This is a genomic window from Mesorhizobium sp. M0106 (genome assembly GCF_040322715.1).
GTDB lineage: Bacteria > Pseudomonadota > Alphaproteobacteria > Rhizobiales > Rhizobiaceae > Mesorhizobium.
On record NZ_JAMYUA010000001.1, the window covers coordinates 180,589 to 200,832 of the forward strand.

General features: G+C 63.2%; 23 protein-coding genes. 10 read left to right on the plus strand and 13 right to left on the minus strand.

Going from position 1 to position 20,244, the window contains the following annotated elements; genetic code table 11:
- Positions 1 to 25: 25 nt before the first annotated feature.
- From NKJ55_RS00815 to NKJ55_RS00830, 4 genes are all read right to left on the minus strand, one after another.
- Positions 26 to 1,414 (minus strand): aldehyde dehydrogenase family protein, encoded by a 1,389-nt coding sequence (locus tag NKJ55_RS00815; RefSeq protein WP_352448254.1) that lies wholly within the window; start codon positions 1,412 to 1,414, stop codon positions 26 to 28.
- A 179-nt stretch (positions 1,415 to 1,593) separates the two neighbouring features.
- On the minus strand, positions 1,594 to 2,964 hold the full coding sequence (locus NKJ55_RS00820) for a glutamine synthetase family protein (protein WP_023675351.1): 1,371 nt from the start codon (positions 2,962 to 2,964) through the stop codon (positions 1,594 to 1,596).
- Between the two features lie 100 nt (positions 2,965 to 3,064).
- Positions 3,065 to 4,627 carry an amino acid permease gene (locus NKJ55_RS00825; protein WP_352448255.1) on the minus strand — a complete coding sequence of 521 codons (1,563 nt, stop codon included), beginning with the start codon at positions 4,625 to 4,627 and terminating at the stop codon, positions 3,065 to 3,067.
- Between the two features lie 22 nt (positions 4,628 to 4,649).
- Entirely contained in the window at positions 4,650 to 5,474 is an 825-nt protein-coding gene (locus NKJ55_RS00830; protein WP_352448256.1) for an N-formylglutamate amidohydrolase, read from the minus strand.
- A gap of 145 nt (positions 5,475 to 5,619) precedes the next feature.
- Between NKJ55_RS00830 and NKJ55_RS00835 the strand changes: the two genes are divergently transcribed.
- The 3 genes from NKJ55_RS00835 (at position 5,620) to NKJ55_RS00845 (ending at position 8,302) form a co-directional block, all read left to right on the plus strand.
- Positions 5,620 to 6,447, plus strand: coding sequence for a MurR/RpiR family transcriptional regulator (locus tag NKJ55_RS00835; protein ID WP_352448257.1), 828 nt, complete (start codon positions 5,620 to 5,622; stop codon positions 6,445 to 6,447).
- 505 nt (positions 6,448 to 6,952) lie between these two features.
- Positions 6,953 to 7,768, plus strand: coding sequence for an SDR family oxidoreductase (locus NKJ55_RS00840; protein ID WP_352448258.1), 816 nt, complete (start codon positions 6,953 to 6,955; stop codon positions 7,766 to 7,768).
- Positions 7,769 to 7,807: 39 nt separating this feature from the next.
- Positions 7,808 to 8,302: a MaoC family dehydratase gene (locus tag NKJ55_RS00845; protein WP_031211357.1), complete on the plus strand. Its 495-nt coding sequence runs from the start codon at positions 7,808 to 7,810 to the stop codon at positions 8,300 to 8,302.
- Positions 8,303 to 8,337: 35 nt separating this feature from the next.
- On the opposite strand, the gene NKJ55_RS00850 is transcribed toward NKJ55_RS00845, so the two are convergent.
- A complete protein-coding gene (locus NKJ55_RS00850; protein WP_352448259.1) occupies positions 8,338 to 8,958 on the minus strand; it encodes a hypothetical protein in 621 nt (206 codons plus the stop codon).
- 83 nt (positions 8,959 to 9,041) lie between these two features.
- On the opposite strand from NKJ55_RS00850, the gene NKJ55_RS00855 reads away from it, so the two are divergent.
- A complete protein-coding gene (locus NKJ55_RS00855; protein WP_023675343.1) occupies positions 9,042 to 9,683 on the plus strand; it encodes a TetR/AcrR family transcriptional regulator in 642 nt (213 codons plus the stop codon).
- A gap of 177 nt (positions 9,684 to 9,860) precedes the next feature.
- Positions 9,861 to 10,100: a DUF680 domain-containing protein gene (locus NKJ55_RS00860; RefSeq protein WP_352448260.1), complete on the plus strand. Its 240-nt coding sequence runs from the start codon at positions 9,861 to 9,863 to the stop codon at positions 10,098 to 10,100.
- A 103-nt stretch (positions 10,101 to 10,203) separates the two neighbouring features.
- Here NKJ55_RS00860 and NKJ55_RS00865 read toward each other — a convergent pair whose 3' ends face one another.
- From NKJ55_RS00865 to NKJ55_RS00890, 6 genes are read right to left on the minus strand one after another with little or no spacing between them, the layout of a single operon-like run.
- The gene (locus tag NKJ55_RS00865) at positions 10,204 to 10,428 is read right to left on the minus strand and encodes a hypothetical protein (protein ID WP_023675341.1); all 225 of its coding nucleotides are present in this window, start codon (positions 10,426 to 10,428) and stop codon (positions 10,204 to 10,206) included.
- A 53-nt stretch (positions 10,429 to 10,481) separates the two neighbouring features.
- Positions 10,482 to 11,060 (minus strand): sarcosine oxidase subunit gamma, encoded by a 579-nt coding sequence (locus NKJ55_RS00870; RefSeq protein ID WP_352448261.1) that lies wholly within the window; start codon positions 11,058 to 11,060, stop codon positions 10,482 to 10,484.
- Positions 11,053 to 14,046 carry a sarcosine oxidase subunit alpha gene (locus tag NKJ55_RS00875; protein WP_352448262.1) on the minus strand — a complete coding sequence of 998 codons (2,994 nt, stop codon included), beginning with the start codon at positions 14,044 to 14,046 and terminating at the stop codon, positions 11,053 to 11,055. The genes NKJ55_RS00870 and NKJ55_RS00875 overlap by 8 nt, the downstream gene beginning before the upstream one ends.
- Positions 14,043 to 14,339 carry a sarcosine oxidase subunit delta gene (locus NKJ55_RS00880; protein ID WP_292519105.1) on the minus strand — a complete coding sequence of 99 codons (297 nt, stop codon included), beginning with the start codon at positions 14,337 to 14,339 and terminating at the stop codon, positions 14,043 to 14,045. Before NKJ55_RS00880 ends, NKJ55_RS00875 begins: the two co-directional genes overlap by 4 nt.
- 8 nt (positions 14,340 to 14,347) lie before the next feature.
- A complete protein-coding gene (locus NKJ55_RS00885; RefSeq protein ID WP_352448263.1) occupies positions 14,348 to 14,770 on the minus strand; it encodes a hypothetical protein in 423 nt (140 codons plus the stop codon).
- A complete protein-coding gene (locus NKJ55_RS00890) occupies positions 14,770 to 16,023 on the minus strand; it encodes a sarcosine oxidase subunit beta (protein WP_352448264.1) in 1,254 nt (417 codons plus the stop codon). The genes NKJ55_RS00885 and NKJ55_RS00890 overlap by 1 nt, the downstream gene beginning before the upstream one ends.
- A gap of 199 nt (positions 16,024 to 16,222) precedes the next feature.
- On the opposite strand from NKJ55_RS00890, the gene NKJ55_RS00895 reads away from it, so the two are divergent.
- The 3 genes from NKJ55_RS00895 to NKJ55_RS00905 all read left to right on the plus strand — a co-directional run bounded on the left by NKJ55_RS00895 (position 16,223) and on the right by NKJ55_RS00905 (position 17,959).
- A complete protein-coding gene (locus NKJ55_RS00895; RefSeq protein WP_352448265.1) occupies positions 16,223 to 16,597 on the plus strand; it encodes a YrdB family protein in 375 nt (124 codons plus the stop codon).
- A gap of 107 nt (positions 16,598 to 16,704) precedes the next feature.
- Positions 16,705 to 17,463 (plus strand): SDR family oxidoreductase, encoded by a 759-nt coding sequence (locus NKJ55_RS00900; RefSeq protein WP_352448266.1) that lies wholly within the window; start codon positions 16,705 to 16,707, stop codon positions 17,461 to 17,463.
- A 109-nt stretch (positions 17,464 to 17,572) separates the two neighbouring features.
- On the plus strand, positions 17,573 to 17,959 hold the full coding sequence (locus tag NKJ55_RS00905) for an SET domain-containing protein (RefSeq protein WP_352448267.1): 387 nt from the start codon (positions 17,573 to 17,575) through the stop codon (positions 17,957 to 17,959).
- Positions 17,960 to 18,094: 135 nt separating this feature from the next.
- On the opposite strand, the gene NKJ55_RS00910 is transcribed toward NKJ55_RS00905, so the two are convergent.
- On the minus strand, positions 18,095 to 18,385 hold the full coding sequence (locus NKJ55_RS00910) for an addiction module antidote protein (protein WP_352448268.1): 291 nt from the start codon (positions 18,383 to 18,385) through the stop codon (positions 18,095 to 18,097).
- Position 18,386: 1 nt separating this feature from the next.
- On the minus strand, positions 18,387 to 18,674 hold the full coding sequence (locus NKJ55_RS00915; protein WP_352448269.1) for a type II toxin-antitoxin system RelE/ParE family toxin: 288 nt from the start codon (positions 18,672 to 18,674) through the stop codon (positions 18,387 to 18,389).
- 207 nt (positions 18,675 to 18,881) lie between these two features.
- Between NKJ55_RS00915 and rpsU the strand changes: the two genes are divergently transcribed.
- Together rpsU and NKJ55_RS00925 are read left to right on the plus strand one after the other, a co-directional pair.
- A complete protein-coding gene (gene rpsU, locus NKJ55_RS00920) occupies positions 18,882 to 19,154 on the plus strand; it encodes a 30S ribosomal protein S21 (protein WP_023675331.1) in 273 nt (90 codons plus the stop codon).
- A 161-nt stretch (positions 19,155 to 19,315) separates the two neighbouring features.
- Positions 19,316 to 20,161, plus strand: a complete 846-nt coding sequence (locus NKJ55_RS00925) for a tetratricopeptide repeat protein (RefSeq protein WP_352448270.1) — start codon at positions 19,316 to 19,318, stop codon at positions 20,159 to 20,161.
- The last annotated feature ends 83 nt before the right edge of the window (positions 20,162 to 20,244 follow it).

Sequence of the window (20,244 nt, forward strand, 5' to 3'; positions counted from 1 at the left end):
GATCGCATGCTTGTCGATCGCCACCTTAGATCACCTCGCGCAGATGGTATGATTTCGGCCTGGTCAGATTGTCGTAGCCGATGGCCGACAGTGCCGCGCCCTTGCCGGTGTCCTTGACGCCGGTCCAGACCAGCGCCGGGTCGAGATAGTCGCAGCGGTTCATGAACACGGTGCCGGTCTCGACGCGATCGCCGATCGCCGCCGCATGGCCGGTGTCGCGCGTCCAGATCGAGGCCGTCAGCCCATAGGGGCTGTCGTTCATCAGCGCGATCGCTTCCTCGTCGTTGCGCACCTTCATGATGCCGACGATCGGGCCAAAGCTTTCCTCGCGCATGACGCTCATCTGGTGGTCGACCTGGGTCAGCACTTCCGGCGCCAGATAGGGCGAACCTTGCCTGTCGTTGGCCACCTTCATATCGATGTGCGCCCTGGCGCCCTTGCGCAACGCCTCGGCCTTCTGCTCGCGGATCAGGTCGGCGAAGCGCGCCTGCGCCATCGGCCCCATGGTGGTCGCCTGGTCGAGCGGATTGCCGACGACGTAGTTCCTGGTCTCGGCAATGAAGCCCTCGACGAATTCATCGTAGACCTTCTCGTGGACATAGACGCGCTCGATGCCGCAGCAGCACTGGCCGGAATTGTAGAAGGCGCCGTCGACCAGATTGGCAACGGCATGGTCCATCTTTGCGTCCGGCAGCACATAGGCCGGATCCTTGCCGCCGAGTTCGAGGCCGAGCGTCATGAAGGTGCCCGCCGCCGCCTTTTCGATGGCGCGGCCGCCGGCGACCGAGCCGGTGAAGTTGACATGGTCGATCTTGCCGGAGCCGAGCAGCCTTTCAGTCTGCGCGTGGTTCAGGACGAGGTTCTGGAACAGGCCCTTGGGCAGGCCGGCCTTATCAAACGCCTGCTGAAACCGTTCGCCGACCAACAATGTCTGTGCCGCATGCTTGAGGATGACGGCGCTGCCCGCCATCAGCGCCGGGACGATGGTGTTGACGGCGGTGAGATAGGGATAGTTCCACGGCGCGATCACCATGACGACGCCGAGCGGCATCTTCTTCACATAGCGCCGAAAGCCGTCCTTCGGGTTGGAGGCCATGACCGGCTTCAAGGCCGCCTCGGCGATCTCGACCATGTAGCTGACGCGTTCCCTGACGCCGCCGAACTCGCCGCCATAGCGCACCGGCCGGCCCATCTGCCAGGCGATCTCCGGCACGATCTCGTCGGTCATGGCGACCAGCGCTTCCAGCATGGCAAGCATGTACTTGCCGCGCTCGACGACCGGCGTCTCAGCCCACTTCTCCTGCGCCGCCTTGGCACGTTCGACCGCGGCACCGATCGCCTGGTCGGTGGCAAGAGGCCGTTCGGCATAGATCGAACCGTCGACGGGGGATTTTATCTTGACCGTTTCGGTCATGCCTTGGGTCCTCGCATTCTACAATAATGTCGTTGGTTAGCGCCGCCCTCATCCGCCTGCCGGCACCTTCTCCCGTATACTGACGGGGAGAAGGGACAAGCTCAGCGCCGGGCCCCCTCTCCCCCGTTCTTCACGGGAGAGGCTGAGGGTGAGGAGCGGCGCCAACGTTGCCAGATTATTCAATACCGCTCGAACCCCCTGTGCAGTTCCCAGTCCGTAATCCGGCGGTCGTACTCGAACTGTTCCCAGTGTGCCGTGTGGACGTAATGTTCCAGCACATCGTCGCCGAGCGCCTGCCTCAGCATTTTCGATTCCGCCAGTGTCGCCGCGGCGTCGCGCAATGTCTTTGGAATTTCGGGCAGCTGCGAGGCCTGGTAGGCATCGCCGACGAAGGGCTTCTGCAGCTCAAGCTTTTCATCGATGCCGGCAAGCCCGGCCGCGATCAGCGCGGCGAAAGCCAGATAGGGGTTCAAATCGGCGCCGCCGATGCGGCATTCCATGCGGATGCCTTTGGTGCCCTCGCCGCAAAGACGGAAGCCGGCGGTGCGGTTGTCCTCGCTCCACATGATCTTGGTCGGCGCAAACGTGCCGGCCTGGAAGCGCTTGTAGGAATTGATGTAGGGCGCCAGGAACCAGGTGAATTCCTTGGCATATTTGAGCTGGCCGGCCGCCCATTGCTGGCCGAGTGTCGACAGCGTCCACTCGGCATTTTTGTCGTAGAACAACGGCGTCTTGCCGTCGGCGCTCCACAGCGAATTATGGATGTGGCTGGAATTGCCGGCGAGCCCGTAATTGTACTTGGCCATGAACGAGATCGCCTTGCCTTCGGACTCGGCGATTTCCTTGGCGCCGTTCTTCAGGATGACGTGGCGGTCGGCCATGTCGAGCGCCTCGGCGTAGCGGACATTGATCTCTTCCTGGCCTGGCCCCCACTCGCCCTTCGAATTCTCGATCGGGATGCCGGCCGCCTCCATCTCGTTGCGCAGCCGGCGCATGACGCCTTCTTCCTTGGTGGTGATGCCGATCTGGTAGTCGCCGATGTAGGGCGATGCCGTCTCGAGGCCCTGCCAGTGCTTCTTGCGGGCGGAATCGTAGGTTTCGCTGAACAGATAGAATTCGAGCTCGGAAGCGAAATAGCCGATATAGCCGCGATCCTGCAGCCGCTTGACCTGCTTCTTCAGCATGGCGCGTGGCGAATGCGCCAGGTCGTCATGGGTATGGTGGTCGAGCACGTCGCAGATCACCAGCGCCGTCTTCTCCAGCCACGGAACGAGCCGCAGCGTCGCAAGGTCCGGCTTCATGACGAAATCGCCATAACCCTTCGACCAGCTCGCCGCCTTGTAGCCGGGCACCGGTTCCATATCGATGTCTGCCGCCAAGAGATAGTTGCAGCCATGCGTCTCGTCATGCGCGGAATCGACGAAATAACGGGCCAGGAACCGCTTTCCCGCGAGCCGCCCCTGCATATCGACGATGCAGGCCAGCACCGTGTCGACCTCGCCGCTGGAGACCGCTTGCTTCAACTGATCGAACGAGAAATTTCCGGCCATTCCTTTGGCACTCCAGCGCTTGTCGTTTCGGGCTTGTCACTTTGAAAAGGAAACGAAAACCACGGCCGGCGCGAATGCCGGCCATGGTCATGAGAGGGGGTCAGGCGCCGGCTTCGCCTATGGCTAGCTCGGCTGCCTTGATCGCCGCCTGACGCTTTGCGATCTGGTCGCCGATGGGCGGACCCTGGAAGCGGCGGTTCTCGAAACCGAACCAAAGCACCGCGGTCAGCACAATGAAGCCCAAGGTGATATAGAGCACTTTGTCGTTCGGCGGCTGGATGGCGATGTAGAAGATGATCGCCATGCCGATGACCGACAGGATGCAAAACAGCTTGAACAGGCCGGCGCCGAGGTTCCATGGGCCGGGGTTCGGCCATTTTTCCGTTCCGAAAGCCATCATGCCGAGCACGATCGGAATGATGAAGGACAGAAACAGGAACACCAATGTCGAATTGACGACGATGGTATAGATGTTCGTGCCGCCGACCGAGATGAACTGGGCAAGAAAGACATAGATGACCTCGAGCACAGCAGCCGTCCAAATCGCATTGACCGGCGTGCGCCAGGTCGGGCTGACCTTGGCTAGCGAGGCCGAGCCGACCGGCATGCCGCCGTCACGCGAGAAGGCGAAAAGCATGCGCGAGGCAGAGGTGACCGTTGCCAGACCGCAGAGGAACTGCGCGATCAGGATGCCCAGATAGAGCAGTGTCTTCAGCCACGCCGGCAAGATCGCGTCCATCGTGGCGAAGAACACGCTCCAGCCCTGCTTGGCGCCGGCCGCCAGATCCGGAATCGCCAGTACGATCGCGCACAGCATCACCCAGCCGATCAGCGACGACCAGACTACGGACGAAACGATTGCCCGCGGAACCGAGTGCGCCGCCCTCAACGTTTCTTCCGAAGTATGCGCCGACGCGTCATAGCCAGTGATGGTGTAAACCGGCAGCAGCAGGCAGAGCAGGAAGAGATACGTCATGGAATCGGACTGCGGGAAAACACCGCCGCCCGCGTCGCCCGAATAGTTCGTGAACGTCCACAGCCGCGTGATGTCGATCGCTGGAGCAAACATCAGGCAGGCGACGATCAGCACGGCTGTCGTTGCCAGGATCAGGAAGCCGGAGGCGTCCGTCAACATAGCCGTCAATTTGATGCCGAAATGATTGAGCAGCGCCTGCAACACGGTGATGAAGGCGACAAACCCGACGATCTCACCAGGCGTGCCAGTCATGCCGAAGGCTCCGCCGAAAGTGCCGACGAAGAAGAAAGCAGTACCGATGTTGATGGCGCCGAGCACGGTGATCAGGCCGAGCAGATTGAGCCATGCGGTGAGCCAGCCAGTGAAACGGTTCCCTAGGATGGATGCCCAGTGATAGAGGCCGCCGGCGGTCGGAAATGCAGAGGCGATCTGGGCCATGGCGAGCGCGAAAAATCCCGAAACCATGCACCCGACGATCCAGCCGATGCCAGCGCCGGCGCCACCGATGGACGACGTCGCTTGCGCGAAGGAATTGATGCCGCCTGAGAGGATGCAGATGATCGAGAACGAGATCGCGAAATTCGAGAAGCGGCTCATGCTTCGCGACAGTTCCTGAGCATAGCCCATTCCGTGGAGAACTTTCAGGTCCTCCTTCTTGTCAACTTCGCTGTAACCCGGTGCTACCATTTTAAAGTCCCCTTTTGGTTTCTTAGCTGGCCGATTGAACTGACTTTCCGACTGCGCTTGGTCTGGAGGCCTTGGCCGCTTCGGGCTCCAGATTGAGAAAAATACCGGTGAGCAGATCCGCCCATTTCCGCTGCCCGGCCGCGCCGGCGATCTCGTCGTTGCGGATTTCAATCATTGCGCAGGGCAGCCCGCGCGAGCGCGCATGGCGTTCCAGCGTGAAATAGACCCGGTCGGCCGGCGAATAGGGTTCGTTGACGCCGACGCTGACGCCGGCAAGCCGCTTCAGTGTCGCGATCAGCGGCGCCGCCAGCCGGCGATCCTCGTCGTGGATGATGCCGATGTGCCAGGGCCGGCTTTTGCCTTTGTAGAGCGGCGTGAAGGAATGGATCGAGACCAGCCTGGTCTCCCGCCCAGCCGCCAGGCGCTCGTCGATGACCGTTGCGATCCGCTCGTGAAACGGTCGCCACGCCAGCGCGATGCGCGCCTCCCGCTGGTCGGCCGAAAGTCCCTGGTTGGCCGGGACCACGGTTTTTTCGCTGGCGCTGACCGTCACTATCAGGTCCGGCGCGTCGAGCGGGCGGTTGCAGTCGATGATGAGCCGCGAGATGCAGGTCTCGACCAGCGTCGCATCGAGCGCCTCGGCCATGCGGCGCGCCACCGGCAAGGCGCCGGGATCCCAGGCGATGTGGCGGGAAAGATCCTCGGCGGCAAGGCCGAGCGTTCCGAATTCCGGTGGCAGGAAATTGGAGGCGTGGTCGCAGGTCAGCACGAAGGGGCTCGATCCGCCGGGGTTCGTCACCCTTACGGTTTCAGGCGATGCAAGGCTGGCGGGCCGTGCTGTCTCCATTGTCTGCTGTCCCCGGGGAGCGCTGTATCGTATGTTACGTATTTTGCCTCATTGCGTCCCTGCGGATGATTTCATACAGTTTGGCCGGCTTTGTCAAACGCGATTTCGATAATGCGGTAACGGCACGGCCTGGGTGGGGAAAAACATGGTTTCCAGCATTGCCGAACTGATCTCCGACCGCATGGGCACCATGCCGGCAGGCGAGCGGCGCGCAGCACAAACGCTGATCGCCAGCTATCCGCTGATCGGGCTGAAGACGGTCGCCGAATTCTCGGCTGCCGCCGGCGTGTCGTCGCCGACGATCCTGCGTTTCGTCGCCCGGCTCGGCTTCCAGAACTATCCGGAATTCCAGTCGACGCTGCAAGACGAACTGGCGGCGCAATTGCAGTCGCCGGCCTCGCGCACGCTCAATCCGCCATCGCAGGGCGCCAGCGCCGTCTCGCCGATGCTGGAGGCGACGCTCGACAATATGCGCGAGACATTCCGGCATCTCTCGGACAAGCAGCTTGCCGACATCGTCGCCAAGCTGGCCGACCGGCGCGGCAAGACATTCTTGATCGGTGGCCGCTTCACCGACCCGCTGGCACGCTACATGGCCGCCCACCTCGCCATCATCCAGCCCAACGTTTTTCACCTCGGCGGGCAGGAAAGCGTCTGGCGCGACCGGCTGATCGACATGGGCAAGCGCGACGTGCTGGTGATCTTCGACATCAGGCGCTATCAGGACAGCCTGGTCCGCTTTGCCGAGACCGCCAACCAGCGCGGCGTGCAGATCGTGCTGTTTACCGACCAGTGGCTGTCGCCGATCGCCCGCTTCGCCCGCCACGTCATCGCCGGGCGCACCGCAGTGCCTTCGGCGTGGGACTCATCCGCCGCACTTTTCGTCGTTGCCGAAGCGCTGATCGGCGCGGTCACAAGGCAGCTCGAAGCCGACGGCGCCAAACGCATCCGCGAACTGGAAAGCCTGCGGTAGAGCCCCTCCGGAAAGGGACGCGTTTCGCTTCGGTCTAGTCCACTAAAAAACTGATCATCTGCAGGATCAGGATCAGCAAAAAGACGCCAAAGGCAGTCGCAAAAATCGCTGCCAGCAGGACGGTGCGTTGTTTCTTACCCATGGCTTTCCCCCCGAAAGCATAGTCCCCGTCCACGAATACGAATGTCAGTCCCGCCCCACTGCTCGGCCACCTCCCAACTCCTCAAGACCCGCCTGCGGCTTGGGCGGAGGAGTAATGACGACTTGCTTCACGTGCGAAATTAACCGCTTACAAGGTGCTCGTTAACGGAAATGGCCGCATCATTCATCCGACCCATGTCACGGCCGAATGACCACCTTGCATTTCGGGCTTAACCATTCAGCCGCTAAGCGTGCCCCACCCCAGCTACTTTACCCATGGCAAGCATGATCGAAGTTCGGCTAGCCTTGTCGACGTGAAGCCGCTTCCTTGAACCAAAGCGCGGTGAACTGCACGGAGGGTACGATGAGCTATCTGGACGAGCTGTTCTCAGTCGCCGGCAAGACGGCGCTGGTCACCGGCGCCGCCACCGGCATCGGCCGCATGGCGGCGACCGCTCTGGTCATGGCCGGCGCCTCGGTGATGATCGCCTCGCGCAAGGGCGAGGATTGCGTCGGGGTTGCCGGCGAACTGAACGGGCTTGGCGCCTCCGGCCGGGCGGAAGGTTTTGCCGGCGACGTCTCCAGCGAGGCCGGCATTGCAGCACTTATCGCCGAGGTCCAGGCGCGGACCGAGCGGCTGCATATCCTGGTCAACAATGCCGGCATCTCCTGGGGCGCGCCGCTGGAAAGCTTTCCCTACCATGCCTGGGCCAAGGTGTTCGGCGTCAACGTCACCGCGGTTTTCCATCTGACGCGCGAATTGCTGCCTCTGCTCGAGGCCGCCGCCAGCGATGCCGACCCGGCCCGGGTGATCAACCTAGGATCGGTGATGGGCACGCAGCCTTTGGCCGAAGATGCCTACTCCTACTCGGCCTCGAAGGCTGCGGTTCACCACCTGACACGCATCCTGGCGATCGAATTCGCCGCCCGCCGCATCACCGTCAACGCCTTTGCGCCTGGCCCTTTCCGGAGCCGGATGACGGCCTTCGCCACCGGCACCGAGGACCAGGCAAGACATATCGGCAACCACGTTCCGATCGGCCGCATCGGCGCACCGGATGACATTGCCGGCGCAACGCTCTATTTGTGCAGCCGGGCCGGCAGCTATGTCACCGGCGCCATCCTGCCGATCGATGGCGGGCAGTCGGTGCAACACGGGCTGACATTGTTCAAGGAATGAGACGCACGCCATCCGGCGAGTGAAATGCCGGGGGTGAAGATGGAGGACATCAGCGTGGAACCGATCAGTCTCGATGTGCTTCTGGCCAACGTCGGCAAGGAAGTCGGCGTGTCGCCATGGCGGGTCGTCACCCAGCGCATGATCGACCAGTTCGCCGATGCCACCGACGACCATCAGTTCATCCATTGCGATCCGGAACGCGCCAGCCGCGAAACGCCGTTCGGCGGCACCATCGCGCATGGCTTCCTGTCGCTTTCGCTGTTGTCGGCGATGACCTTCGAAACCATGCCGCCGCTGGAAAACAGCAAGATGGGCGTCAATCACGGCTTCGATTCGCTGCGCTTCCTGGCTCCGGTGAAGACCGGCTCGCGCATCCGCACCCGTTTCGTGCTGGCCGACGTCAAGGTCAGGCCGTCGGGGTGGGTGCAGACGGCGCACGACGTGACGATCGAGATCGAGGGCTCGAAAAAACCGGCGCTGACCGCGCGCTGGCTGACGCTGACGCTGATCGAACGCCAGCCGGAAGCGGTCTGACTCTCGTCAGGCGGAGAAGCCTATCTGTGCCAAATCTATTTGGCTTCGGCCGCGACGTACTTCATGTGGCGGCTGACCTGCAGCGCAATGTAGACGACTAGTGAACAACCGATCGGGAACACGATCTCGTTGAGGCCGGTTGCGATCGCCTGTGGCATTGCGAGAGCAGCGTCATTTGCCGCGGCCGTCTCGATGGTCAGCACCGTGATGCCGCCGCCGAATACCGCGCCTATCAGGGCGCCTGCCAGCGCGAAATGGAGCGGACGCGGTTCTTCCTTCGATGCCAGCGACGCCAGTGTCCAGCCGAGCAGCCCGTATTCGATCGCCCGCAGCACACCGAGCGTCGTGAGCGACAGGATGGCCGGCTTTGCCGCCGCGTCCAGCGCGCTGACCATAACCTTTCGCGTCCCTTTGGCGATGCCCATCGCCAGTGGCGCCGAAATCGCACCGATCAGGCCACCGAGCGAGCCTCGCACCTTGGTGAGCGCCGTGCCGAGGCTGACGCCGGCGCAGGCGAAGAACGACCAGGTCACGCCTTGCGCCAGTTCGATCAGAACCTGCGTCGTCGCCGGGTAGGCACCTGCCGCAAATCTGACGGTCAGAATGAGAGCTTCCATGGCGAAGCCGAGCGCGATCGCCAGCCACGCGACAGTCAAGCTTCTGCTTCGTGCCACCCTTGCCCGACGCCGTACAGCGTATATATGCTGCATCCAGCCATCAGTCATAAGGCAGTAGAAAGTTGCAGCTAAGCGTCCAGGAGCGCCGCGAAAAACAAAAGGCTGAACTGCGTTCCGAACTTGTCGACGCCGCGCACAAGCTTGTCCAGGAAGAAGGCTATGACGGCCTCACCATCCGCAAGCTCGCCAAGCGCGTTGGCTATGCGCCGATGTCGGTCTATTCCTATTTCGCCGACAAGCAGGACATCCTGTTCGCGCTGGCCGAGGATGCCTTCGAGACCTTGGCCAGGCGCATCGCAAATCATACGGCCGACGACCCGATCGAGGCGCTCAAGGCGGTGCTTGTCGAATACGCCGCCTTTGGACTGGAAAATCCCAACGAATACCGCACCGTCTTCATGACCGAAAAAGTCAGGCCGCCAGCCGGAAAGACCTTCGCCGAAATGGAGAGCGGCAACCCGGCGATGAAAGTGCTGATCGCGAGGGTCGAAGCCTGCGTTGCCGCCGGCAGGCTCAAAGGCGATCCACGCGCCATCGCCACCATGCTGTGGGCGGTCGGCCACGGCGCCATCTCGCTGCTGATCACCTTCCCGTTCTACCCGTTCGGCGACCAGACGACGTTCATCACACGGATCGGCGACATCATGCTCGAAGCCATCGCCGCGCACGAGATTGCGCCGCTCACGCCGCCGGTCAACTGTTGAAGAGCGGCGCTCCTGCCGATCTGCAGGATCTTCTCCGAACGATCTGCGCTGCGGCGCCGGGCGTTCGGCAATTCTCCGTACGCGTACGATTTTGCTTGAACACCGGGAGTCCAGGGCGTATCTGTACGCAATGACGTACATGTACGAGAAATTCAATAGCTGAACCGGAGACCGACGATGAAGAAGGCAATCCTCACGCTCGCCGCCCTGCTGGCGCTCTCTGGCGCCGCATTTGCCGGCAGCAATCAGTCAGGCAAGCAAGAAGTGACCTGCATCGATACCAAGACCGGTGCGAAGCTTGATTGCGCGCCGACCGGATCGCTTGAAAAGGCCGATGCCGCGGCCCACAAGGCCGGCAGCAAGGGCCCGAGGCTCGGCATCGGCATCGACCCATGGATCGTGCCAAGCAGCTTCTGAGCCGATCGGGCAACAATACGCGGTGAGGAAACGAAAGGGCGGCAGCAATTTACGGCCGCCCATCGTGCCGGCCTCAGCCCTGCTTTTTGTCACCCCGCGCAGATCACTTCTTGCGCTTCTGTCCCACCACGCTTTTGGGCTTGCCGGGTCTTGCCGGTGCGCCGGGAATGGCCGTTCCGGTGATCGACACCGGATCGCTGGCCGGGAATGTATCCTCGAGACCTTCCTCGAGTTCCTCTTCGATATCCGTCCCAGTGCGCTGCTCGTCTTCGAAAGAGCGCACGGCCGGCGTCTTGACCGGCGACTTCGGCGCGGAGTTCGGCGGCATTTGCATTCTCCCTCGGCTCGCTGTCGCAGAACGGTCGGGCGCGGCGAACATGCCTATGCTGCCGCGTCGCGCGCTGCCTCCGACAGAAAAGTAAAGACATAATCGGAAAAGGAACGCCAGCATTCGAGGCGGAACGCGTCGGCCGCCGTGCGCAACAGCACGATTTCGACCTTGCCGAGAATGGTACGCGACGCCGCCCCGACCGGAAAGGCGTCGAGCGACAGATCCTGCGGGCAGCCGGCATTGATCGTTGCCGCGGCAGCCGGACCGGTAACCGATATGGCGACGTTGCGGTGCGAGATGCCGACCGCCGAATGCAGTACGGAAATGCTGGCGCAGTCGGCGAGTGGATCTTTTCCGCTCTCGTCGATGACCAGCCATTCGTCCGGCCCGAGCCACAAGGCCGTGCGTCCGGCCTTTGCCGCCGAGGTTTTCGGCCTTTGCGGCAGGACGACGCAGAGCGCTTTCGAAAGTGCCGCAATCGAGGCTTCCGGCGCGCGCAGCGATATGCGCCCGGCCGGCGGCAGCACGGCAAGTGCAACGCCGGCGGCGGAAAGCGACTGGCCGGCGAGAGCCGGACGGCGTTCGACTGAGGGTCCGGCGGCGTCGGTTTTCAAAGCGGCCTTAGCCATTGAGGCGCTCTCCCTTCTCGTCGAAGAACACCATGCCGGTGACCTCCACCTCGATCACCCCGTCCGGCATCGGCACATAGAGCCTCTCGCCCGTGCGATCGCTGCCGCCGGCGACCAGCCCCAGCGCGATCGAGCGGCCGCAATTTTGCGACCAATAGCTTGAGGTGACATGGCCAATCATCTTCATCGGGATTGCCTGCTTCGGGTCCGCGACGATCTGCGCGCCCTCCTCCAGCACCACCTTGGGATCCCTGGTCTTCAGGCCGACAAGCTGCTTGCGGCCCTTGGCGACCAGATCCGGCCGCGCCATGCCGCGAATGCCGACGAAGTCGGTCTTCTTCTTGCCGACCGCCCAGTCGAGCCCGGCGTCGTTCGGCGTCACCGTGCCGTCGGTATCCTGGCCGACGATGATGTAGCCCTTTTCAGCGCGCAGAACATGCATGGACTCGGTGCCGTAAGCACAGGCGCCATGCTTCTGGCCCTCGGCCCATAGCGCTTCCCAGACTGCCTCGCCGTAATCGGCCGGCACGTTGACCTCGAAGCCGCGCTCACCGCTGAACGACATGCGAAACAGCCTGGTCGGCACGCCGCAGATCCGGCCTTCGCGCACCGACATATGCGGCAGCGCCTCATCCGACATGTCGATGCCCTCGACCAGCGGCGCAATGATGTCGCGAGACTTCGGTCCCTGCACGGCAATCACCGCCCATTGCTCGGTGATCGAGGTCAGCCAGACGTTGAGATGCGGGAACTCGGTCTGGAGATAGTCTTCCATATGGTTCATGACGCGCGGCGCGCCGCCGGTCGTCGTCGTCACATGGAAACGGTCGGGTGCAAGCCTGCCGACGACACCGTCGTCATAGATGAAGCCGTCCTCGCGCAGCATGATGCCGTAACGGCAGCGGCCGGGCTCGAGCTTCTCCCATGGATTGGTGTAGAGCAGTTCCATGAATTTGGCCGCATCCGGCCCGACCACCTCGATCTTGCCCAGCGTCGAGGCGTCAAACAGGCCGGCTGTCTTGCGCACCGTGACGCATTCGCGGTCGACGGCGGCATGTATGTCCTCGCCCGGCTTCGGGAAATACCAGGCGCGCTTCCATTGGCCGACATCCTCGAATACAGCGCCCTGGCGCTCGGCCCAGGGATGGATCGCCGTCTTGCGGGTCGGGTCGAACAGGGGACCCCGCGCGTGCCCGACGATCGAGCCGAATGTCACTGGCGTATAGGGCGCGCGGAACGTCGTCAGCCCGACCTGCGGGATCGGCTTGCCCAACGTCTCGGCGGCAATCGCCAGGCCGTGCATGTTGGAGGTCTTGCCCTGGTCGGTCGCCATGCCATTGGTGGTGAAGCGCTTGACGTGCTCGATCGAGCGCATGCCCTCATGCACTGCCTGGCGGATGTCCTTAGCGGTGACGTCGTTCTGGAAGTCGACAAAGGCCTTGACCGTCGTATCCGATCCGGCACCGGGTGCTGCACCCAGCATGCCGCGCGACCAGCTCTCGCCGGCGTCGACCTTCGGCTTGGTGCCCTTGGCCGGCCTGCTGCCGGCGTCCTTGGCCGCCTTCGCGCCCGCTGCATAGGCCTCGTCGATCGTCGCCGACAGCCCGTCGGTACCGTTGCAGGCGCCGACCGAGACGCAGTCCTGCGCATAAATTCCGGGCACGAAGCGCTTGGTCTCGTCATTGAAGGCGACCTTGCCGCGCGATTGCGAGAACAGATGCACCGATGGCGTCCAGCCGGCCGACATCAGGATTGCGTCAACCGGCATGGTGCGTTCGCCGCCGCCATTCTTCGGCTGTACGGTCATCGACGACACCCGCAATTTGCCGCCGGCGCGGATCACCGCGCGGCCGAAATTGACCTCGATGCCGAGCGCCCTCGCCTCGTCGATCGCCGGCCCGGTCGGGTTGTCGCGCAGGTCGACGATCGCCGCCACGTTGATGCCGGCCTTTTTCAGGTCGATCGCCGCCGCATAGGCGGAATCGTTCGCCGTATAGACGCCGACATTCCTGCCGACTGCGACGCCGTAATGGTTGAGATAGGTGCGCGCCGCCGACGCCAGCATGATGCCCGGCCGGTCGTTGTCGGCAAACACCATGTGGCGCTCGATGGCGCCGGTCGCCAGCACCACGCGTTTGGCGCGAACCTGCCACAGCCGCTCGCGCGGAAGGTCGCGGCCGGGGTTCTGCAGATGGTCGCTGACGCGCTCGACCAGCCCGACGAAATTCTGCGCGTAATAGCCGAAGGCCGTGGTACGCGGCAGCACGCGGACATTGTCCATCGCGCTCAACTTGGCGAGAGCCGATTGCGCCCAGGAAAAGCCGTCCTGGCCTTCGATCTTCGCGCCGCTCTCGAAGCGCAGACTGCCGCCGAATTCCGCCTGCTCGTCGGCAAGGATAACGCGCGCGCCGGTCTCGGCCGCGGCCAATGCCGCGGCAATGCCCGCGGCACCGCCGCCAAGTACCAGCACCTCGCAGTGGGCGAAGCGCGCCGAATAGTGGTCGGGATCCGGCTGGTCAGGAGCGACGCCGAGACCGGCGGCGGCGCGGATCTTGGGCTCGTAGAGGTTTTTCCACGCGGCCTTCGGCCACATGAAGGTCTTGTAGTAGAAGCCGGCCGAAAGCATCGGTGAGGCAATACTGCTGACGGCACCGATGTCGAAAGCGAGCGACGGCCAGCGGTTCTGCGACTGTGCGGTCAATCCGTCATAGAGTTCCTGCACCGTGGCACGCACGTTCGGCGTCTTGCGTGCCGCGTCGCGCTTGATCTCGACCAGCGCGTTCGGCTCTTCGGCGCCAGCCGACAGAAAACCGCGCGGCCGGTGGTACTTGAACGAGCGGCCGACGAGATGGACGCCGTTTGCAAGCAGCGCCGAGGCCAACGTATCGCCCTCGATGCCGGTATAGGGGCGGCCGTCGAAGCTGAAGCCAGCTATCTTTGCCTGTTTGAGCCGCCCGGCGCCGGCAATGCGGAACGTGGCGCTCATTTGGCGGCTCCCGGCAGCTTGGTGGGCTTCGGTTCGCCGGCCTTGTAAGTCATCAGGAACCTGTCGCTGACGGTGTCGCGCACGGCATTGAAGAACCGCGCACAGCCATGCATGTGCCGCCAGCGCTCATAGATGATGCCTTTGGGATTTGAGCGGATGAAGAAGAACTTTTCGAAGTCGTCGTCGCTCTCGCCGGCGATGTTGGGGGAACGCGCGATATGCGCCTCGCCGGCGTTGCGGAATTCGAGCTCCGGACGCTCTTCCTCGCAATAGGGGCAGCGGATGAGAAGCATGGTTGGTCCTACAGTTCGCCGTGGCCGACGCGAGCGCCGGCAGGTTGGTCGCAAAGCCTCTGGCCCATCGTCACGAAGGGCGCGACCAGCCGGATGCGCTCCTCGATGCTGGCTACCGGGCGGAAAAGGTCGCGATACGCCATATTGCCGACCGAAAGCGTCATCGGTTCGGTCGTCACGATGACGTAGCGCCGCTCGAATTTTTCGCCTTCCTCGAGATCGGCTGGCCGGTTCTCCATAAAGGTGACCACTCTCTGACCGGCGCTCCAGGCGCAGGCGAGTACACCCTCGTCGACGGAAAACGGCCAATCCGCTTCATTGCCGACGCGGCTGATGGGCTGCAGGCGCACCTCCTCTGGCGTGGGGATATGGAACAGGCCCTGCTCGCCGGCGAGCATCAGCGGCATGGCGACGGCCATCTCGGTCATCATCAGTGCGCCACCGCTGCCGCCGCCGCCTCGTCGATGAGGCGGCCGGTGCGGAAACGCTCGATGGTGAAAGGCGCGTTGATCGGGTGCGGATCGTCCCTGGCGATCGTATGGGCAAAGACATGGCCCGAACCCGGCGTCGCCTTGAAGCCGCCTGTGCCCCAGCCGCAATTGACATAGAGGCCGGGCACCGGCGTCTTGGCCAGGATCGGCGAACGGTCCGGCGTCACATCGACGATGCCGCCCCATGAGCGCAGCATCTTCATGCGCGTGAAGATCGGGAACATCTCGCAGATGGCGTCCAGCGTATGCTGCAAAATGTGCAGCCCGCCGGTCTGCGAATAGGAGACATATTGGTCGGTGCCGGCGCCGATGACCAGCTCGCCCTTGTCGGATTGCGAGATATAGGCATGCACGGTGTTCGACATCACCACGCAAGGCACCACCGGCTTGACCGGCTCCGACACCAGCGCCTGCAGCGGATAGCTTTCCAGCGGCATGCGCACGCCGGCCATGTTCATGATCACCGATGAGTGCCCGGCGGCAACCACGCCGACCTTCCTGGCGCCGATGAAGCCGCGCGTCGTCTCGACACCGGTTACCGCGCCGTTCGGCGCCCGTTTGACGCCGGTGACCTCGCAATTCTGGATGATGTGGACGCCGCGCGCCGAGGCGCCGCGCGCATAGCCCCAGGCGACGGCATCGTGCCGCGCCGTGCCGCCGCGGCGCTGCAGGGAGGCGCCCATCACCGGATAGCGCGCATTGCGCGAAATGTTGAGCGGCGGGCAGAATTCCTTGGCCTGCTCCGGCGTCAGCCATTCATTGTCGATGCCGTTCAGCCGGTTGGCATGGACGTGCCGCTTCAGGACCTGGATGTCATGGATGTTATGGGCGAGCATCATGACGCCGCGCGGCGAATACATGACGTTGTAGTTGAGCTCCTGGCTGAGCCCGTCCCACAGCTTCAGCGCATGGTCGTAGATGCCGGCGCTTTCGTCATAGAGATAATTGGAACGGATGATGGTGGTGTTGCGGCCGGTATTGCCGCCGCCGAGCCAGCCTTTTTCCAATACCGCGACGTTGGTGACGCCGTGCACGGTGGCGAGATAATAGGCGGTGGCCAGGCCGTGGCCACCGGCGCCGACGATGATGACGTCGTACTCCTTCTTCGGCTCCGGTGAGGACCATTGTTCCTCCCAGCCCTTGTGACCGCGCATGGCCTCGCGGGCGATGGCGAATACCGAGTATTTCTTCAACGTCGCAGGCCTCGCAAATGACGGCCGGGCATTCACTCGAACGCCGGCGCGCGAGCTGTATCACTAGCGAAACGGCGCTGCCAGCCTTGCACTGTTTGCGACGGCGCTTGCCGTTTTGCGCCGTGGTGAAAAAGCCGCATCCGGGCAGGTTGATGCAATTGCCTTCCACCGCTATCCGTCGCCTGACGATCGGAGGATTATGGCGGTGGGTAACGTCTGGTGGAACCTGACATTGCGCTTCTTGCTGGAGCTCGCCGCTTTGCTCGGCCTCGGCATGGCGGGCTGGAGCCTCGCAGCGGGCATGTGGAGTTGGATCCTTGCCGTGGCATTGCCGTTCGTTGCCGCCGCGCTCTGGGGAGTCTTCGCGGTGCCGAACGATCCGAGCCGCTCGGGGCGGGCACCGGTTCCGGTGCCGGGCGGTTTGCGGCTGGTGCTCGAACTCGTCATCCTGTTCGGCGGCGCTGCCGGATTCCACCTGGCCGGCTACACGACGGCCGGCATGGCCGTCGCCCTGCTGATCGCCGTCAGCTACGCATTTTCGCTCGATCGGCTCGGCTGGCTGCTTAGGCAATAGTCCAGGCCGACACCACCTCGCAGGTATCGGGTGGTTCGCGCCGCCCCGATTTGCGACCAAGCATCCCGATTGCCGGCAAGGGCCGGCGCCAAAAAGGATGCAAAAAAATGCTCGCACTTATCAACAAAGTTGCCATCGTCACCGGCGCTAGCTCCGGCATCGGCCGCGCCACGGCAAAACTCTTTGCCGAGCAAGGCGCCAGGCTCGTCGTCGCGGCCCGCCGCCAGGCGGAACTCGATGCGCTGGTTGCCGAAATCGAAGACGCCGACGGCACGGCTATCGCTCTTGCCGGCGATGTCCGTGACGAAGCCTACGCGAAAGTCCTGGTCGGCCTGGCGGTCGAGAAATTCGGCGGGCTCGACATCGCCTTCAACAATGCCGGCTCGGTCGGTGGGATGGGGCCGGTTTCGGAGCTGTCGCTGGAGGGCTGGCGCGAGACGCTCGATACCAATCTGACCGGCGCCTTTCTCGGCGCGAAATACCAGGTGCCGGCGATGGTCGAACGCGGCGGCGGCTCGTTGATCTTTACCTCCACCTTTGTCGGCTACACCGTCGGCATGCCCGGCATGACCAGCTATGCGGCGAGCAAGGCCGGACTGATCGGATTGACGCAGGTGCTGGCCGCCGAATATGGCGCCAAGGGCGTCCGGGTCAACGCGCTGCTGCCGGGCGGCACCGACACGCCCTCGGCAACGTTCAAGACACCTGAATCGCGGGCCTTCGTCGAAAACCTGCATGCCTTGAAGCGCGTCGCCGAGCCAGAGGAGATCGCCCGCTCTGCGCTTTACCTGGCTTCCGATGCATCGAGCTTCACCACCGGCACGGCACTGTTCGCCGACGGCGGTGTCTCGATCACCCGGACGTGAAGCGTTTCGCGGTTGGCGTGGGCCCGCCAGCCGCAATGCCGGAAAAACCGGCCTTGCTTTTTCCGGCGATTTGACGATTCCGTCTTCGCCTCGAAGACGGATTGGAAACATGCTGCTGATCAGAACCTATATCGCCGCGAGCGCAATCGAAGGCGTCGGCGTGTTCGCCGCCGAGCCTATCCGGAAAGGCGCGCAGATCTGGCGGCTCGATCCGGACTTCGACCGGCTGATCCCGATGGAAAGATACGAGGCAGCGCCGCCGCACCTCAAGGAATTGCTCGACAGATATGCCTATCCCAGTCCGGACCGGCCGGGCTTCACGGTCTATGAGGTCGACAATGGCCGCTTCATGAACCACGCCGACAAGCCGAACACCGACTTTTCGCAATATGGCGGGGCCACCGCAACCCGCGACATCGCCGCCGGCGAGGAGATAACCTGCGACTACGGCGAGTTCTTCGAGGGTTTCGAGCAGCTTCACCTGGCCACCGCATAGCGGCGCCTATCTGACCCAAGGCGAATTTTGTTCTTGCTTTGTGCCGGCAGCTATGCTATTAACTTCTCTATGGTGCTAATTCACACCAGCGACCCGCCGCCGAGGCGGGTTTTTTCGTTTCGGGATTCGGCGGCCTCAGGCTTCGGTCTTTTCGGCGGTGAGTTTCACCCCTAAGGCCTTCACCACGCCAAGCAATGTCGAGAGGCGCGGGTCGCCATCGGGGCTCAGTGCCTTGTACAGGGCCTCCCGGGTGACGCCGGCATCTTTCGCCACCTTGGACATGCCGCGCGCGCGGGCAACTATGCCGAGAGCATTCGCGATATAGCCGGTATCGCCCGTGGCAAAGGCGTCGGCAAGAAGTTCGGCCTGGGCCTCCGCGCGGCCGAGATGTTCGGCAGGATCAAAAGGCAAGGTCTCGTGGGGCATTTCAGATCTCCTTGGCCATTTCAATGGCCTTCCTGATATCGCGCTTCTGCGAGGACTTGTCGCCGCCGCAGAGCAGGATAACGAGCGCGCTGCCGCGCTTGACGAAGTACAGTCGGTAACCGGGACCGTAGTCTATCCGAAGCTCGCCGATGCCATCGAAGAACTTCACGTCTCCCATCAGTCCGGACTGGATACGTGCCACGCGGATCGCAATCCGCTCGGCCGCCCGCATATCGTTTAGACCCTTGAGCCAGTCCCGGAACTCGGCGGTTTGTTCAACGATGGTCACTCGTGAACTATAGTTCACAGATTGAAAAAATCAAGCCGCCATGTGGGACTGTCGTGCCCGCCCGGACGGCACCGCCTCTCAATCGGCTGTGGACAGAGCCCCTTGATTCTGCTATCAGCCGCCCCAATTCGTGGTGTAACGCGCCGCGGAGGCTTGCGGCTATGGCCGCTTGCCTGTTGATTTCAAACCCGAAAGACAGGATTGCACGTGCAGGTACTCGTCCGCGACAACAATGTTGATCAGGCGCTTCGCGCGCTCAAGAAAAAGATGCAGCGCGAAGGCATCTTCCGCGAAATGAAGATGCGCGGACATTACGAGAAGCCCTCCGAGAAGCGCGCCCGTGAAAAGGCGGAAGCCGTGCGCCGCGCCCGCAAGCTGGCCCGCAAGCGCGCCCAGCGCGAAGGCCTGCTGCCGATGACGCCGCGTCCGGTCGCGGCCGGTGCTGCCGGTGCCGGTGCTCCGCGTCCGCCGCGGTTCTGACGTCAATTTTTCGTCCTTTTCCAAGGATACCCAAGGTGGCGCGATGCGGAATCGCCGCCACCTTTTTGTTGTGAGTTCGACCCGGTCCGAGAGGACCGGTTGGGAGAGATGCCGGTTCGGAGGGGGAACGGACCAGACGGCGCAGTAAGGACAGGGCAGACATGGACGCAATTACCGTAGAGCGCAGAACCGCGTGGCGTGGCCTCGCCCTGACGGCAGCCCTGCTTTCCGGGATGGCGCTTGCCAGCTGCCAGAGCGTTCCGACCGGCGAGTTCAACAACATCGACAAGGCGCAAGCCTCGAGCGAGAACATCTCCTCGCTGTCGGCGGTGATCCAGCGCAACCCCCAGGATCCGGAAGCCTACAATGTGCGCGGCTCGGCCTATGGCCGCGGCGGCCAATACCAGGCGGCGCTGAAGGACTTCAACACCGCCATCCAGCTCAATCCGAATTTTTACCAGGCCTATTCGAACCGGGCGCTCATCCAGCGCTTCCTCGGCGATCAGGCGAGCGCGCTCGCCGACTACAACCGCTCGATCCAGATCAATTCCAACTATGACGCCGCCTATATCGGCCGCGGCAATCTCTACCGCAGGGCGGGCCGGGTCCAGGAAGCCTTCAACGATTTCCAGAAGGCCATCCAGCTCGACACGACCGATGCGCGCGCCTATCACAATCGCGGCCTGATCTACCAGAGTCAGGGCCAGCACGCCTTTGCCATCGAGGATTTCTCGACCGCCATTTCGCTGGCGCCGGATGCCTCCGAGCCTTACAACGGGCGCGGCCTCTCCTACCTTGCCATGAACGACGAGGACAATGCCTTCGCCGACTTCAACATGGCCATCAAGCTCGACGGCAAGAATGCCGAGGCCTGGTCCAACCAGGCGTTGATCTACGAGCGGCGCGGCGACAAGGTCAGGGCCGCGAAATCCTACCGCGAAGCCGTGCACCTCAATCCGACCTACCAGCCGGCCAAGGACGGCCTGGCCCGCACCAGTGCCGGCTGAGCGGCCGGTTAATCGGGCCTCCGTTTCCGCACTCCGACAACCCTGCGTTTAGCTCCGCCTTGCTGGCGCCAAGTTTTCGGCGG